Genomic DNA, 14126 nt, shown 5'->3' with positions numbered 1-14126 from the left:
CCCCCCCCCCCCCCCCTTCACGGGTCAGAGGAACTCGACTTCCTCTGCGATGATCTCGCAGCCGTAGCGGGTCTGGCCTTCGCCATCGTTCCAGCGGCTGTAGTGGATGCGCCCGTTGATCGCGAGCACGTCGCCCTTCTTCTTGTGGCTGCGCACGCCCATGCCCATGCCGTTGAAGATGGTGACCTTGTGGAACTCGGCGTCCTTGACCGGGTAGCCGGTTTCGGGATCCTTCTCGACCTTGCCGTCGCGGATGCGGGGGCGTTCGGTCACGAGGATGACTTCGGTGATGCGGGTGTCGCTAAAGTCGCGGGCGATGGGGTCCTTGGCAAGGCGCCCGACCAGGTTGACGTTGTTCATTTCGTAAGTCTCCAGTTGTGTCGGCGGACCGTCCGCCGGTGCCCCTGTTGAGCCCCCGGGCGGGCGCCTACCCACCGCAGCGAAGCGAAGGGGAACCCCTAAGGACCGGGGTGGTGCGGGCAGCCCGCGCAGCGCGGGCAACACGGCCCGGGACGCCGGGGTTGGGTAGGTGACCGGCAGGGGGCAAGGGGCACTGGCGAAGGCGGTCGGTTCCGCCGAACTTTCTGAGGCTGTCCAGCGAACAGGCATCGACGACCGTGGTCAGAGCCGTTTGTGTTCAGGCCCCCTCGCCTGTGATTGCCTGGCAGGTTTCGCTGAAGGATCGACGACGTGATCGCGACCGATCGTGCTCGCCTTCGGCAAGGTCGGGGGTTCTGACCTCGCAATTGGCCGGCTCTGTGCCCGCGATTCCTCGCTGTGATCGCGCGCGGCATGGGCATGGGCGTGCGCAGCCACGTGTTAGGGCCTCGCCCGCGCGAACTTTGAGGCCAATGGGCTGGGGCGGCCGCGAGGCTTGTGTACGGGATGCGCGTGCTCGCCCGTGTCGTGGCGTGATGTCCACGGGCGGTGCGTGGTGTTGCCCATCCGCCTTAGGTTGAGTTTGAAGCCGGGAAGAATCTGCCGTCCGACAAGGGCCTGGTGACCATCATGGCGCTGCGGATAAGATCGTTGACATTGGCCGCGTTTCTTCTGGTCTGGGCACCGGGAAGGTAGCTCACGGGAGCAGTGAACCCCGCGCTGATCCAGGAGGTCAGACCGTTTTCGAGCTTGTCGAGGTATTCGGCAGCGGTGGCGTCTTCGAAGTCGTTCTTGTCAACCTTTACGGCCAGTTCGCGGTAGGTCCCGAAATCGTGGGGGTTGGACCGGATGGCGAACGTAATGCCCTTGGGCGGAGGGCCGTAGGCGGCGATCATGGCCCCGCGGTACGCGTCGACCTCGAGACGATTGATGGTCGCGAAGTCCGGGGTTTGGCCAAGTTGGGCGCAGTCTTCGTTCCACGGCGCTGCGCCGATTTCGATGTAGTAGGGCATCTTCATCTCCTGATTTGATGCCGCCTCTTTCCCCCTCGCCTTTTCGTGCGATGATGGCGCAGGAGCAGGCAGCAAAAAGAAAGGCCCACCTTCCCAGGGGAGAGGAAGGCGGGCCTTCCACCGGCGCGGGGGGTTAACGCCGGTGTTCGAGATGCTTAGGCCGGGAGGTCCTCCTTCGGAGCGGCGGCCTTGCGGCGCGAGGACGGTGCCGGAGCGGTGCTGTCACCAAGGCCGTCGCCGACCGGTTCACCGGTCCCGTCGACGGGTTCGTCGGCGCCGGCGAGAGGCATCGGCGGCAGGGCCTCGTTGCCCAGAGCCGGCGCAGCCCGGCGCGTCTGCGGTCGGCGCCAGCTGACGTTGTAGGAGCCGTCCTGCTGGCGGAACAGGGCAACGTCCAGGGGACGTTCCATGGTGTGGTCGTCCAGGCGGCCCGAGAGGAACACTTCGCCGCTGCCGGTTGCCGTGTATTCCCACAGGGCGCCGACCTTCACCCAGGTCCGGCGGTCGGGCGAGAGGCCCATGACGTCGAAGCTGGGCGCGCGTTCATTGTTCGAGTTGACTTCGCGAAGGGCGATCAGGGCGCTGAAGCCCAGGGTGGCGATACGCCCGATGTGGATGCCGTCTTCGTTCGCCTTTAGGGCGCCGATGTTCGTGCTCATGCTACTTCTCCAGATGTGTCCGAACCCACTGCCCGGACCACCAGTCCCCTTCCCCCTCCTCCCCCGGGCCGTTTCAGGCCCGGCACCGCGCCCGCGCGCGATCCGCTCGGCCCCGAAGGGGCGAGCGTCAGGGCAGAGACTGGAGGGGTCAGGAAGAGGCGGCACGCAGCCGGATCACGCACATGGCGTAGGTCTGAAGCCGTTTGTTGCGGATCAGCGCCGAGGCGCGCGCGAGATGAAGTTCTTCGCGGCGATCTGAGCAGGACCGTCTCCGTCTGCGAGTGTCTGGAGGCGGTCAATCTCGAGGCGCTTGGCGAGGTCATCGGGTGCATCGCAGTACGGTTCGATCAATCGCAGGGCATCTGCGGGGTTTGGGAGTTCCTGGAAGACGGTGCCTTGCTTGATGAACGCGATTTCCTCGTCGTCTTCCACCCTGTGGACCTGGACAAAGTACGTCTGCAGTGGGCGATCCCATCCGATCGATGCCAAGCTGGCGCCGGATCCGCGTCTCGTTTGCAGTTCGTAGCGGCTCATATCGCGGCTCCTTCGTGGATCGGCCTGCGGTCACAATGACGACGGGCACCTTCGGCGCTGCTGATGGCGGAATTGATCTTCAGGGAGGCCTTGGCGCAGCCGGCCTCCCTGAGCAGTTTGCGGGCCTGCCGCATCAACTGCAAGGCGTTGTCGATGCGGCGCTTGGTCGCAAGGGTTGCGGGCCTGGTCGGTCGCATCACATGTCCTGCGGCGACATGATGGTCATGACGCGGCGGGTGACCGAGGCGTCAGCCGGATCGTCAGATCCATATTCAAGGGCGAGATCGTAGTAGTCGATCTTGAAGCAAGCCCGCTTTCCGTCGACTTCGAAGAAGGCGAGGTCTCGTTCGGGGCTGTCGCTGCTGAACGTGCAGTTCCGGACGGCGCGCAGGACCTTGGCCTGGGCGATGATCTGGCTGCGCGGCGTGCCATCGCTGACCTGCGCCAGGAGGTTGGCGGTGATGACAATCCTGGCCTGGCAGTCGAGGCCTTGCCGTACGCGATCGTTCAGCTTGGCGATGGTTTCGGTGGTGCTGAGGGAAGGTGCGAGCATGTCCGGCTCCTTTTGGTTGCTGCACCTCGCCCCCTCCCCCTTCGCTTTTCCGGCCGTGGACAGGTTCAGTTCGGCGCCAGGTCGACGCTGCATGCTCCCATTATGTTCCCGCCTGCTATACAGGCGGATCGTCTGTTCATTCGAATCCGGTTTGAAGTGCTTTGCTGCGCTGCGCCTTCACGATGTGTCGGTTGAATGTTCGCCTTGCGAACTCATGTCCCTGGCGGTCAGGGTCCCTGCCGGTTTCCCCTCGCCGGCGGGCGACGACATCGAGGAACCGATTGATCTGGGCTAATGGCTCGTGGAAAGTCCCGCTGCCAGATATGTCATGCGTGTCGAGGGCTACTCGATGTCGGGGACAGGCATCGGCGATGGCGACGATGCATTGCCTTCGCACCGCCCGACGCGTCTGGCGGCCTCGATCGCCCAGGCCGACCATATGGCGCACATGGCGGCGGTACTCATCGACCATGACGCCATCGCCCGTAAGTCGGACGATCCCTAAGCCTACTACGATCTCGGAGATTTCTATTGCTCCAATCCATTTTGGAGCGCGTGCCCGCACCAGATGGCGTGTGCTGGATACGATTTCAACGTGCCCAAGGCTAGTGATCTGGCGCAAGCACGGGAAAGCAAGGCCTCGATCCGCCGTTAATTAAAAGAAGGTCCGCTGAGTGCGGCTGAGCGCTTGATCGTAGAAGGCGACGCGAAGAAAATTAACCGGTTCATCTTCCGTCATTCTGGCCAATCGCCAGGAAGCCAGTCGCGTGAGGTATGGATGACATGGAGTATCGTCAGCACCGTATCATCGTCGCTCAGCGCATAGGCGACGATGTAAGGAAGCCGATTGACGGATTTCTCGTAGGTGCCGCGGACACGGCCAGGGTGGCCGGTCGCAAACTCGCCCAACGCATCGCCGGTCTCGCGTATCCGTTTCGCGACCCGTCGCGCGGCAGCCACGTTGTCTCTTGCAATATGGACGACTTGCTTTTCCAGATCATCGAGCGCGTCGTGAGACCACTGCACATACCTCATGCAGCATTGTTGCTTGCGGCCGTGATCGCGGCGTCAATCCGGTCCATCGCTTCCTTGTGCGGCGTCACTCTGGCCGCCTCCATGTCGGCAAGCCCCCGCTGGATGCCCTCGATAATCTGCAATTCGCGATTCACATAAGCCTCGACGGCTTCGGCGGCGAGATAGGACTTCGTGCGGCGCGTATTCTGTGCGAGGCGGCCGAGCTTCTCCTTGAGATCGGAGGTCACCCGGATCGTCATCGTCGTACTGGCACCCATTTCACGCTCCTTTGACTAGTTGTGTACATCGTAACACAACTGCCCGCCTGTGTCTTCTAGTCAGCCTGTGAACCTGGAGTGGTCGAAAAGCAGCGCAGCCATGGGCTCGCGGCAGGGCGGATGACGGTGTTCTTCCGTGTCCGTCGTCGAAACATTTGGCGCAAATTTGGTGGCGCGGTAACGGAGAGCGGGCCTCGTCTTGGGTTGGCTTTTAGGCGGCAAGCTTGCGGTGCTGCAAGCGGCGATGTTCGATGGTCTGTTTCTTGATGGCGGCTCGCTGGGCGAGGATCTGCCGGTCGCGGCTGAAGTAGGCATCAGCAGGCGTCACATTACCCAGGCTCTCGTGGTAGCGCTGGTGGTTATAGTGCTCGATGAACGCCTCGATCTGTGCTTCGAGATCGCCGGGCAGGTAGTAATTTTCCAGCAGGATGCGGTTCTTCAAGGTCTGATGCCAGCGTTCGATTTTACCCTGGGTCTGGGGATGGAAGGGGGCGCCGCGCACATGGCTCATGGACTGCGCCTCGATTTAGGCGGTCAGTTCGCCCGCGACATAGCTGGGCCCATTGTCCGAGAGTATCAATCGCTGCTGGCGCTGGCACAGGAGACCGCTGGCTAGTTGGTCGAAACAATGGAAAGGGAACGCACTCTGGCAGAGCAACTGGCCAGCGCCGAGCGGCGTCGCTTCGACCTTGGCTCCAGCGACTTCTTCCTTGTAAATCAACGCGAGGAAAGCGCGACCAATGCGGAGATAAAGCTGATCGAAGCCCGAGCAAGGATCGCAGCCGACCGGGCAGAGCTCGCCGCGGCAACAGCCGACGCAAGTGCGCTTCGCCTGGACCTGCAGTAGCAGATCCAGTGAAAGGTCGTAGAGCAATGGTGCCCCGTAGAGGGGGTGGACTATACATGAAGCGGGCACCGTGATCTTCCGGCAGGTTCTTGAACGCTGCAGGACTTCTCATACCGACCGATGACAGAACCAGCAGGTGCACGATCATGCCCAAACGGACAGACGCGCCCACGCAGCTTTTCAAGGGTGGCGACAGCCACTGTTCACTTGGCGATGGGTCGCGCTCGCAGTCGGTAGTGCCAATTCAATGCCAGATCACGACAGGCTGTTGCTCTGCGCAATCGCCCCCAGCACAGCTGCGCTAGGCTTTGCAGTGCGCTCAAAGGTTTCACGATCGAAGGAATGCAGACCAAAACGGTGGTGATATCCAAAGCCCCATTCGAAGTTGTCGATCAGAGACCAGTGGAAGTAGCCGCGCACCGGAACACCGGAATCCATGACACGCTTGAGTTCGGTAAGTGCGGCAGGAATCAGCCACTGACGCAGCCCATCGTCGTCTGAGTTGACGCCGTGCTCGGTCACGTAGACCGGCAACTTGGTGGCTTCCCAAGCATAGCTTACCGCACCTGCGAGCGAGCCCGCCCAGACCTCCGCCCCCCCGGCATTAAGGCGGGCATCGGCCGGAGGCGGCAAAGCGCCCTTGTCGTTCCAGACTTTGCGTTCGTAGTTTTGCACGCCGATAAAGTCGCAGGTCCGGGCGGCGAGACGCAGCCATTCACCATAATACCGCTCGCGGATCGTATCGCGCATCGAGTGCTTGCCGATGGCCTGGTCATCAAGGATCGCAAGGCTTACGCCGACATCAAGATCGCTGCGCACCGCCTTGATCGCAGCCGTGCCCCGGCGATGGGCTTCCATCATGTTGGCACGATAGGTCTTGGGGTCCTTCACATAGAGCGTGACTCCCGGCGTATAGAGCGGCACTCCGAGCTGCTTCGCCGCCATCTCCTGCGTAGCGCGATCCCCGGCAAGGAGCTCCGGCGGCAGGATCTCACCAATCACGCCGGCAAGATTGGGCTCGTTCAAAGTTGTCGCCAGGGCAATGCCCTCGGCCAGATGTCGAGCGGCACGTTCGCAGAATCGCGCGAACAGCGCAGGAGATTCAGGATTGTGCCAGCCCCCTTTCGCCGCAAACCAGCGCGGCGTGGTGAAGTGGTTGAAGGTGACAACGGGGTTGAGCCCGCGCGCGCGGCAACCGTCGATCATCGCCTTGTAATGATCGAGCATGGCGTTGGAAAAATACCCCTCATCCGGTTCGATCCGTGCCCATTCAAGACTGAAGCGATAGGAATTCAGGCCCATGCCTTTCACGAGATCGAGATCGACCGGCCACAGTTCGAGGCTGTTGGCGGCATCGCCTGACCGATCGGCAAAGATCGTACCGGGCACATTTTCGATCACCCACAAGTCGGCGTTGAGGTTGTTGCCCTCCACTTGGTGTGCAGCCGTGGCGGCACCCCACAGGAAGCCCTGCGGGAAGTGGGGATCGACCGGTCGCGGCTTTGCGGCACGAGCCAGCGCAGTGCCGTCAATCGCCGCGGTCGCGCCGAGTGCGGCTGCTGATGCGATGAGGCTGCGACGATCGATCATATTCACTTATCCTTGTTCTGCATTGTGAGCAGCCCTTGTGTCCGCATCCAGAGGTACATCAGGTCCAACCAACTTTCTTCAGGTGAGCCCACAGGGCCAGCACCGAATCCATGGCCGCCCGATGAGAACAGATGAAACTCAATCGACTTCCCCTTGGCACGATAGCTTTCCAGCAAGGGCAGACCCGTCTGGCGAGCGAGAAGGAAGTCATCGGCCGCAATGGCAACAAACATCGGTGGGGCATCGGCCGGGACGACCATCGGCCCCATGTTCGGGTAAATAGGTGCAACGAAATCAGGCTTGTCGGCCGCGCCCTTCTCGACGACGCTGCGGGACAGGAAACCACCGGCGGAAAATCCCATAAAACCCACACGACTGGGAACGATGCCGTATTCTGCCGCATGGTGGCGCACGTAGCGCAGCGCGGCCAGTCCATCGGCCAGCGCCTGGGCCGGCGTGTCCGACGGCGGAGAAAGAACGCTCTTCTGTCCGGAAATCATCTTGTCGAGTTCGCTCACGAAGAGCTTCTGATCCGGTGGCGTCGGCAAAGTGCGATATTTCAGGACAAAGGCAGTCACGCCATGATTGGCGAACCAGCGGGCGACCTCCCAGCCCTCCTTGTCCATCTCCAGGCCGAGGAATGCACCGCCGGGCGCGATAATCACGCTTGCAGGAGAAGGCTTGCCAACCGGCCGGAACGCGGTCAGCGTCGGCTGTGTCACGTTGCGAACGGCATAGCGGCCGGTTTCGTTCAGATGCCAGATCTCGCGATCAACTTTCTCGGCCGTTGGCAGGACAACGGTATTGGGCTGCGCAGGAGCCGCAACCGTTTCAGTCGGAATGCCGGACTGCGCCTGGACGCCAGACAAAGGGGCCAGAACGGCCAGGCAAGCGCCAGTCAGTGCCAGCCGGATTTTGCGGTAACGAATCAGACGCATCCTTTTCTTCATCAACAACGGATTGGCGTTGCACAAATCGAGAGCCGCAGGGGCCACCGCAGCTCGGCGGCCCCTGCTCCGTTCACAGGCGTCAGAAATTGACCCCGGCGCGCACTCCGATGGTTCGGACCGAATCAAAGCTGAAGCGCTGATTGAGCGTCAGCACTGGATCGGCAGTTCCAACCGGGTTGGCGTCGCCGCCATCCGAACCGATCGAGATCGGGCGGACCTCATTTGTGCAGTTCTTGCAGAACAGGCTGATGGTCCAGTTGTTGGCCTTCAGGCCCGCGCGCAGGTCAATCGTATCCCAGGTGGGGATAGTAAATGCCGCGCCGATGCCCCCCGACTGCGGCGAACGGTGATAGTAGCCGACCCCGAACTGCGCTTCGAGGGAATCCGAGATCGGAGCGGCATACTCCGCGCCAAGCGCTGCGGTGAAGCGCGATGAAAGCGGCAACCGGTATCCCTTGGCGTTGAACGTACCGACGAAGTCAGGCAGCGACGAATTGATGTCGGCCTTGCAGCCGTCCGTCGTCTGCGTCGGGAAGCACTGGGCGCCCGGATAGTCATTGAACCTGGCATCGACGTAAGCCGCCGAACCGGAGAGGGTCAGTCCGTCGAAAGGATGTGCCTGGAACGAGAAGTCAACGCCCTTGGTCGTGGCAGTGGCCGCGTTGCTCAGCACGAACGTGCGAAGCGACTGGACGAAGGCCTGAACCTGCAGGTCGTAGAATTTGGTGTAGAAGCCCGACAGGCTGAACGTCACGGCGCCATCAAGCGCCTTGCCCTTGACGCCCAGCTCGCCCCCGCGCGAAATCTCCGGCCGCACCGCCAGCTCGGCATTCGGCGCGGGTGACGTATTCGAGAAGCCCGGTCCCTTGAAGCCTTCGCCATAAAATCCATAGACCATGAGGTCAGGCGTCGCTTGCCAGTCAACGCCAACCTTGTAGCTGAGATCGGTGGCGTCTGTGCTTTCGTTAGATACGTTCTGGGGCACGCCCAGAGTCACGAAGTACTGACCGAAGTTCTCCTGCAGCGCGATCCGCGCCTTTTCATAAGTCAGGCGCGCGCCGGCAGTCAGCTTGACCGTATCTGTCACCTGGTAGCTCAGCTGGCCGAAGCCGGCATAGCTGTTCTGCTTCAGTCGGTAGTCATAGTCCTGCCCGAGGAAGGAAGTGTTGCTGACGCCGCACGCCGGCGGCGGACCGGCCGTAACCGTTGCGCCGATACAGAACGGGAAGCCTATCGCCACGAAATCCGGCACGCCGTTGTTACCGCCGCGGAAGCCATCGGCCGTGGAGCTGGAGTGGAAGTAATACAGGCCGAACTGGCCCGAAAGTGGATTGCCGCTGGGCAACGCAAGGCGCAACTCCTGAGAGTACTGATCATACTTCTGGTCGGAACTGTTGTAGCTGAAGAAGTTGAAGGGCGTCTGATCGGAATCGAACTGATAGTTACTCTTCGCCTCCTTCCACGCGCTGATGCTGCTCAGTTCCATGCCATTCGGGAATGTGAGACTAATATTGGCCTGGATTCCACCGGTCCCGCTGTCGCGATAATTGGGTGCTTCTGCTGCGAAGTTAAGGTTATCCTCACCTGCGACAAGACCGCGGGCCGGATATTGGCTGCCGGACCCGAATTCGCGGAAGGTAATGTCGTAGCGGCCAGTAATGCCACGCTGGAGGTTGTAGTCCCCGATGACGTAGATCGAAAGGTTGTCAGTCGGCTCGAACAGCAACTTGGCGCGAAGGCCCACATTTTTCAGACCGAGGTCATTACGCACGGCGGGATTTACGTTCGAGACGGTAATCGGGTCCTGATCGCTGTAGATCGCGTTGAAGCGCAGGGCGGCCCTGTCCCCCATCGGCAAATTCAGTGTCGAGCGCAACTGATAGCCGGTGCCGTTGTCGCCCGGACGTTCGCGTTGCACCAGTTCGCCATCGGCGCTGAACGACATCTCGCCCAGTTTCGGCTTGTTGGTGGTTATGTTGACGAGACCGGCCGAGGCGTTCTTGCCGAAAAGCAGCCCCTGCGGCCCATTCAGCACTTCTACGCGTGCAACGTCATAGAACGCGTTCGACGCAAACTCGCGATTACCCAGCACCACGTCGTCGACCACTTGCGAGACGCTTGCTTCGACCGTGTTGGCAAAAGTAGCGGTACCGACGCCGCGTACCGAGAATGTGTTATCCTGCGCGACCTGCAGACTGGGGGCAAGCTTCGTCACGGCGGAGAGATCGTTTGCGCCGCGCTGGATAAGCTGGTCCGAACTCACGACGGTCACGCTGACCGGAACCTTGAGCACGTTCTCACTACGGCGCTGGGCAGTAACGATGATGTCGCCGATCGCACCTTCCTCAGGCCGCTGTTCTTGCGCGAATGCGGGCATGGATGAATACAGCGCAATGGCGGCAATAGACGCCGACTGCACGAGCCGTATCTTCTTGACTGACTTCATAAATCTCTCCTCCTCTGAACATTTCCGCGGATGTCTTCTTCTTGCCTGGCCGGTCCGCGCATCCGGCAGTCCCCTCAATCAGGGCATGATAATCGTTGCATGGCGTTCGTTGCGGACAATCACCGGCTGGAACTCCGGCGGGAAATAAGGGTGTCGATATCGGATGGCACTACCGACCAGATGTACGCCTCGCGCCAGGCCACCGGGCTTTGGCACGACGACAGTAAAGTAGTCGCCCACATAGAGCCGGGTCTCTGTCGCGTCGTCAAGCTCAGCATGCGTGTATTCATGCTCGCCCAGCCGGAATAGATTGTTCTCGGCCGGGTAGAGTATGCCATCGACGGTAATGTCGACACCTTCAATCAGGCTGAGACGCGAGGACCGGTAGTTGGCCTGGCGGATGCGCACCTCGAAGCCGGCCCTTGCATTCTCTGGGCCAAAGTTGCGAAAGCCCGTGCTCTGGATATGGGAGCGTTCAAGCATGTGCCGTCTCCGCGTTGGCAGCGTCATATTCATCTTCCAGCATGCGGATCAGCGCATGCTGACGGCGGACCTGCTCGATCGCGACCCACGGATCGCGCGCGCCCTCGTATTCGCTGGACAGATAACCGGAGTAGCCGAGCTTCTTCAGCATCGGCACTATGCGCTCCCACGGAATCTGGTGGTCGTGCAGGTTCTCGTCAATATCGTGAAACTTCGCCTGGATAAAGGGCACGTACTGAATCACGTCCTCAAGGTGTTCGACCGGCACCTTGATGCCGTTGAGAAAACTCAGGGCGCCCTTCTTGATCTCCTCCGTCTCGCCGCCACCCCATTTGTGGATCGGACGGTCCTGAAAGATGCCAGTGTCGATCATCAAACCGAAGTTCTTCGTGCCGGTACGTTCAATGAAATTCACATAGGCTTCAGTAACCGGATGGCGGATCGGCGTTGGCGAATGAATTTCGGGCAGTATCACCAGATCAAGCTGAGCAGCGAGATCGAGGTTGCGCTCCACCGCGCCCTCCCAGATCGGATCGGGTGTCAGCTCGTGGTCGATCACACCGAATTTCGGGCGGATGAACCTGAAACCCAGTTTGTGTGCCAGCCGCAGGTCTTGCTCAATCTGGGCAGCGCCCTCCTCGACGCTCATGTTGCGGCCGATCTGGATACGCGTATCGACCCAGCAGGCGAAATTGGTCGGCTCAAGCTTGTAACGGTCGAGCTGGGCGAACCAGTGGTCCATCCACGCTGCCGGCGGCTCAGGATATAGCGGCACGGTTGTCTCGCCCAGAATCTCGACACCCGTCGAGCCGGTGTCCGCGACATGCTCAAACGCGTCATCCAGCGTCATCACCGTCCCGAAGTCATCAGTGTAGCTGTAAAGCGAAACACCGTAGCGGAAGCTTGCCACCACTCTCTCCCTCTCGCACAGACTCAATTGATCGATGCTTAATATGACCCCTTATTAAGCGCTGCTCGATTTCGTGGCAAGCAACGAATTAAGTGGCGCTTAATAAGCTGGTGACACACTTGTGGAAGCGGAGAAAAGGTCACATAGGTGTGGCATGGGAACAAAGGCCTTTAACCGTGAAAGGCGCGGAAAACCGTCACATCGTGAAGACCTGCGGGCGGAGCTTCTGGCCGCGGCAGTATCTTATGTGATCCGCGAAGGACATGAAGGCCTGTCCATGCGCAGACTGGCCGAAGAGGTCGGAGTCTCCTCTGCGGCACCCTATCATCACTTCCCGGATCGCCGAGCTCTGCTCACCGCTGTTGCACTGGAAGGCTACCGGCAGATGTTCGATGAAACCGCTGTCGGCGATTCCGATCTCAAGCCAACCGATAAGGGCGAGGACACCACCCTGTTCAAGACTTTCATGGGGTTCATCAGATTTGCGCGCGGGAACCCCAACCTCTTCACGCTAATGTACGAGAGCGAGCTTGTACGGCCGACGCTTTCACCCGAACTGGCCCAAGCGCAGGACTTAGGCTTCCAGTCACTTCGCCGCGAAGTCGCCCGCCGTGCACTGCATCTTTCCGAAGAGGAACGCGCCGTTCGCATTGCCACGATTTGGAGCGCGATCTTCGGCTTCGCACTTCAATCGAATCGCGCGATGCTCCGTGCGCATCCGTTGGAGCCGGCGCCGGATGACCTGGCACCGCAAGTTGTCCGACAGGCGCTACGCCTGCTTGCCTGATTTGCGGTTATATATTTGTAACGATGTGAATTAAGCAGCCATCCATTCGAGTTGCCCTCCACGGCCATCGAAGGCCCCTTTGCAGCAACTCAAGGTCCGTGTGACGGTCAAGCATGGCAAACGGAACCGGTCACCGGATCAGGATATGCGGAGCATCCTATACTGCACGCTCAAAGCCGGGCGCGCAATTCCGCTTCGGTGACGATCTCGATTTCGCCGCCAGCGTCGCGCAGTTTTTCAGCCTTGCGTTGCTCTGCCTGCGCCGCCTCCCAGCAACCGAAAGGCTGGTGGGTGCTTACGACAAGCATCGTCGTGGTCGAGCTGACCCTTGAAACCACGCGTGCGCCGTGTGCCGCCAAAAGCTCGGCCAAGGCCCCATCCCGCCGTTCGCCCAGGATTGCGATGCGATGGCCTTTCAGGGGGCCAGTGTCGGCGGCGCGCGGAGCTTTACCGGGTTTTGCGGGCTTCGCCAGCCAGCCTTGCAAGTCGATACCAGTATCCTCGATCGCTCTGACGATCACTTCGCCCGCAGCCCGCGCATCGCTGAGCGCATCGTGATGGCGGTGGTGGATTTTCAGATGTTGGGCGAGCGTGTTGAGGCGGTGATTGGGAAGCTGCGGCCACGCCCGCTTGGCCACGCGAACACTGTCCAGCCAGGTCGTTTCGATATAGGGTAGGTTGCCGATCTGGCAGGCTGCAGCAAGGGCGCCCTTGTCGAACCCTGAATGTGCAACCGTGACCCGACCGGTCAGATGCTCAACAACGATGCCATGAATACCGCTGAAGGTTGGCTTGCCTGCAACATGCACCGGCGAAATGCCATGTATGCCAATGTTGAATGGGGAGAATTCATCTTGCGGATCGATAAGCGTTTCGTAAGCGAAAACCTCTTGTCCGTCCCGAAAGCCGACAATGCCGATCTGGCAGATGCTGCCGACCCGCGCACAGGATGTCTCGACGTCGACCACGACGAAGTCCGGATTTTCGCCGATCGACGCATCGTCCGAAGCAAAGGGATCGTTTGGTTCAGAAAGCTTCATGGCGATCCCATAGCAGCTCGGCCTTCACGGCGCGATGGTGCCCGATGCAATGGACGAGACATGCAAAACCTCACACGGCCCCCCACCGAAGCGAGAGAATCTGCAAAGCCCTCGATATGGCCGGAATGATGACAGCGTGCCAACATTGCCTCAATCGCAAGACAAGTTATGATGCCCGATATGCAAGATCGACAGGATCACTTCGCCTACTGTGTCCAGCTTCTTGGTGGGACAACAGCTTTTTGCAGACGCCTCAGGATAGATGAGCGCGCCGTCCGGCGGTTCGTCAATGGCGAGCGGCCAATCAGCGACGGTCTTCTGCGAGACACCGCGAAGGCATTAAGCGAGCTTGCCACACAAGCCAACGCGGCTGCAGAAACGATCTGTGCCAATTTGCCTTCTGAACCCGGCAGTGCCTGATCGGCGCAACCTGAATTGATCATTGCGCCAAGGGGATAAGCGCGATCCGAGCCTGAAACCCTACTCTCTGGCCGCGCTGTTTTTCATTTCCAGGTAGACTCTCTCTCGCTCGTCAGGCGCCAAAGACAAAAGATGGCGGCTTGCCTCCTTGTAGCTCAGAAACGGCTGACCATCGACGATGATGGGAACTGTGCGGCCATTGTAGATCCTGCGCAGCAACCGCC

17 protein-coding genes and 1 pseudogene are annotated in these 14126 nt (G+C 60.6%); 3 read left to right on the top strand and 15 right to left on the bottom strand.

What is annotated here, in order from left to right:
* Window positions 1-24 precede the first annotated feature (24 nt).
* From SPHV1_RS19185 to SPHV1_RS19160, 6 genes are all read right to left on the bottom strand, one after another.
* A complete protein-coding gene (locus SPHV1_RS19185) occupies window positions 25-360 on the bottom strand; it encodes a single-stranded DNA-binding protein (protein WP_054947609.1) in 336 nt (111 codons plus the stop codon).
* Window positions 361-950: 590 nt separating this feature from the next.
* On the bottom strand, window positions 951-1391 hold the full coding sequence (locus SPHV1_RS19180) for a hypothetical protein (protein ID WP_156367394.1): 441 nt from the start codon (window positions 1389-1391) through the stop codon (window positions 951-953).
* Between the two features lie 155 nt (window positions 1392-1546).
* Window positions 1547-2050 (bottom strand): DUF736 domain-containing protein, encoded by a 504-nt coding sequence (locus SPHV1_RS19175; RefSeq protein WP_054947607.1) that lies wholly within the window; start codon window positions 2048-2050, stop codon window positions 1547-1549.
* Window positions 2051-2263: 213 nt separating this feature from the next.
* Window positions 2264-2584, bottom strand: a complete 321-nt coding sequence (locus SPHV1_RS19170) for a hypothetical protein (RefSeq protein ID WP_054947606.1) — start codon at window positions 2582-2584, stop codon at window positions 2264-2266.
* The gene (locus SPHV1_RS19165) at window positions 2581-2781 is read right to left on the bottom strand and encodes a hypothetical protein (protein WP_054947605.1); all 201 of its coding nucleotides are present in this window, start codon (window positions 2779-2781) and stop codon (window positions 2581-2583) included. Before SPHV1_RS19165 ends, SPHV1_RS19170 begins: the two co-directional genes overlap by 4 nt.
* Window positions 2781-3137, bottom strand: coding sequence for a DUF3768 domain-containing protein (locus SPHV1_RS19160; protein WP_054947604.1), 357 nt, complete (start codon window positions 3135-3137; stop codon window positions 2781-2783). Before SPHV1_RS19160 ends, SPHV1_RS19165 begins: the two co-directional genes overlap by 1 nt.
* A 301-nt stretch (window positions 3138-3438) precedes the next feature.
* Between SPHV1_RS19160 and SPHV1_RS25110 the strand changes: the two genes are divergently transcribed.
* A complete protein-coding gene (locus SPHV1_RS25110; protein WP_139384082.1) occupies window positions 3439-3642 on the top strand; it encodes a hypothetical protein in 204 nt (67 codons plus the stop codon).
* Between the two features lie 230 nt (window positions 3643-3872).
* Here the strand turns inward: SPHV1_RS25110 and SPHV1_RS19155 are convergent, their stop codons facing one another.
* From SPHV1_RS19155 to SPHV1_RS19145, 3 genes and pseudogenes are all read right to left on the bottom strand, one after another.
* Window positions 3873-4172, bottom strand: coding sequence for a type II toxin-antitoxin system RelE/ParE family toxin (locus tag SPHV1_RS19155; protein WP_054947603.1), 300 nt, complete (start codon window positions 4170-4172; stop codon window positions 3873-3875).
* Complete coding sequence (locus SPHV1_RS19150) at window positions 4169-4429, bottom strand: CopG family ribbon-helix-helix protein (protein ID WP_054947602.1); 261 nt, start codon at window positions 4427-4429, stop codon at window positions 4169-4171. Before SPHV1_RS19150 ends, SPHV1_RS19155 begins: the two co-directional genes overlap by 4 nt.
* A gap of 211 nt (window positions 4430-4640) precedes the next feature.
* A pseudogene (locus SPHV1_RS19145) lies at window positions 4641-5006 on the bottom strand (integrase core domain-containing protein); the annotation flags it as partial.
* 39 nt (window positions 5007-5045) lie between these two features.
* Here SPHV1_RS19145 and SPHV1_RS24570 point away from each other — a divergent pair.
* Complete coding sequence (locus SPHV1_RS24570; protein WP_231634755.1) at window positions 5046-5276, top strand: TolC family protein; 231 nt, start codon at window positions 5046-5048, stop codon at window positions 5274-5276.
* 255 nt (window positions 5277-5531) lie between these two features.
* On the opposite strand, the gene SPHV1_RS19140 is transcribed toward SPHV1_RS24570, so the two are convergent.
* From SPHV1_RS19140 to SPHV1_RS19120, 5 genes are all read right to left on the bottom strand, one after another.
* A complete protein-coding gene (locus SPHV1_RS19140; RefSeq protein WP_054947601.1) occupies window positions 5532-6866 on the bottom strand; it encodes a family 1 glycosylhydrolase in 1335 nt (444 codons plus the stop codon).
* Between the two features lie 2 nt (window positions 6867-6868).
* Window positions 6869-7804 carry an alpha/beta hydrolase gene (locus SPHV1_RS19135; protein ID WP_054947600.1) on the bottom strand — a complete coding sequence of 312 codons (936 nt, stop codon included), beginning with the start codon at window positions 7802-7804 and terminating at the stop codon, window positions 6869-6871.
* Window positions 7805-7895: 91 nt separating this feature from the next.
* Window positions 7896-10262: a TonB-dependent receptor gene (locus SPHV1_RS19130; protein ID WP_054947599.1), complete on the bottom strand. Its 2367-nt coding sequence runs from the start codon at window positions 10260-10262 to the stop codon at window positions 7896-7898.
* 78 nt (window positions 10263-10340) lie between these two features.
* The gene (locus SPHV1_RS19125; RefSeq protein ID WP_054947598.1) at window positions 10341-10745 is read right to left on the bottom strand and encodes a DUF6379 domain-containing protein; all 405 of its coding nucleotides are present in this window, start codon (window positions 10743-10745) and stop codon (window positions 10341-10343) included.
* Window positions 10738-11655, bottom strand: coding sequence for a sugar phosphate isomerase/epimerase (locus SPHV1_RS19120; RefSeq protein ID WP_054947597.1), 918 nt, complete (start codon window positions 11653-11655; stop codon window positions 10738-10740). Before SPHV1_RS19120 ends, SPHV1_RS19125 begins: the two co-directional genes overlap by 8 nt.
* Window positions 11656-11776: 121 nt before the next feature.
* On the opposite strand from SPHV1_RS19120, the gene SPHV1_RS19115 reads away from it, so the two are divergent.
* Complete coding sequence (locus tag SPHV1_RS19115) at window positions 11777-12442, top strand: TetR/AcrR family transcriptional regulator (RefSeq protein WP_231634754.1); 666 nt, start codon at window positions 11777-11779, stop codon at window positions 12440-12442.
* A 170-nt stretch (window positions 12443-12612) separates the two neighbouring features.
* Here SPHV1_RS19115 and SPHV1_RS19110 read toward each other — a convergent pair whose 3' ends face one another.
* Entirely contained in the window at window positions 12613-13410 is a 798-nt protein-coding gene (locus SPHV1_RS19110) for an exonuclease domain-containing protein (RefSeq protein WP_197277752.1), read from the bottom strand.
* Window positions 13411-14126 lie beyond the last annotated feature (716 nt).

The sequence above is a fragment of the Novosphingobium sp. KN65.2 genome (assembly GCF_001368935.1).
Classification (GTDB): Bacteria; Pseudomonadota; Alphaproteobacteria; order Sphingomonadales; family Sphingomonadaceae; genus Novosphingobium; species Novosphingobium mathurense.
Note: the sequence above shows the minus strand (reverse complement) of the source record. Positions and strands in the feature narration are given on the sequence as shown.

Excerpts from the sequence above, each read along its gene's own strand:
- SPHV1_RS19140 (WP_054947601.1), bottom strand. The coding sequence starts at position 6,866 with ATGATCGATCGTCGCAGCCTCATCGCATCAGCAGCCGCACTCGGCGCG.
- SPHV1_RS19125 (WP_054947598.1), bottom strand. The coding sequence starts at position 10,745 with ATGCTTGAACGCTCCCATATCCAGAGCACGGGCTTTCGCAACTTTGGC.
- SPHV1_RS19160 (WP_054947604.1), bottom strand. The coding sequence starts at position 3,137 with ATGCTCGCACCTTCCCTCAGCACCACCGAAACCATCGCCAAGCTGAAC.
- SPHV1_RS19165 (WP_054947605.1), bottom strand. The coding sequence starts at position 2,781 with ATGCGACCGACCAGGCCCGCAACCCTTGCGACCAAGCGCCGCATCGAC.
- SPHV1_RS19135 (WP_054947600.1), bottom strand. The coding sequence starts at position 7,804 with ATGCGTCTGATTCGTTACCGCAAAATCCGGCTGGCACTGACTGGCGCT.
- SPHV1_RS19175 (WP_054947607.1), bottom strand. The coding sequence starts at position 2,050 with ATGAGCACGAACATCGGCGCCCTAAAGGCGAACGAAGACGGCATCCAC.
- SPHV1_RS19180 (WP_156367394.1), bottom strand. The coding sequence starts at position 1,391 with ATGCCCTACTACATCGAAATCGGCGCAGCGCCGTGGAACGAAGACTGC.
- SPHV1_RS19150 (WP_054947602.1), bottom strand. The coding sequence starts at position 4,429 with ATGGGTGCCAGTACGACGATGACGATCCGGGTGACCTCCGATCTCAAG.
- SPHV1_RS19155 (WP_054947603.1), bottom strand. The coding sequence starts at position 4,172 with ATGAGGTATGTGCAGTGGTCTCACGACGCGCTCGATGATCTGGAAAAG.
- SPHV1_RS19185 (WP_054947609.1), bottom strand. The coding sequence starts at position 360 with ATGAACAACGTCAACCTGGTCGGGCGCCTTGCCAAGGACCCCATCGCC.
- SPHV1_RS19170 (WP_054947606.1), bottom strand. The coding sequence starts at position 2,584 with ATGAGCCGCTACGAACTGCAAACGAGACGCGGATCCGGCGCCAGCTTG.
- SPHV1_RS19130 (WP_054947599.1), bottom strand. The coding sequence starts at position 10,262 with ATGAAGTCAGTCAAGAAGATACGGCTCGTGCAGTCGGCGTCTATTGCC.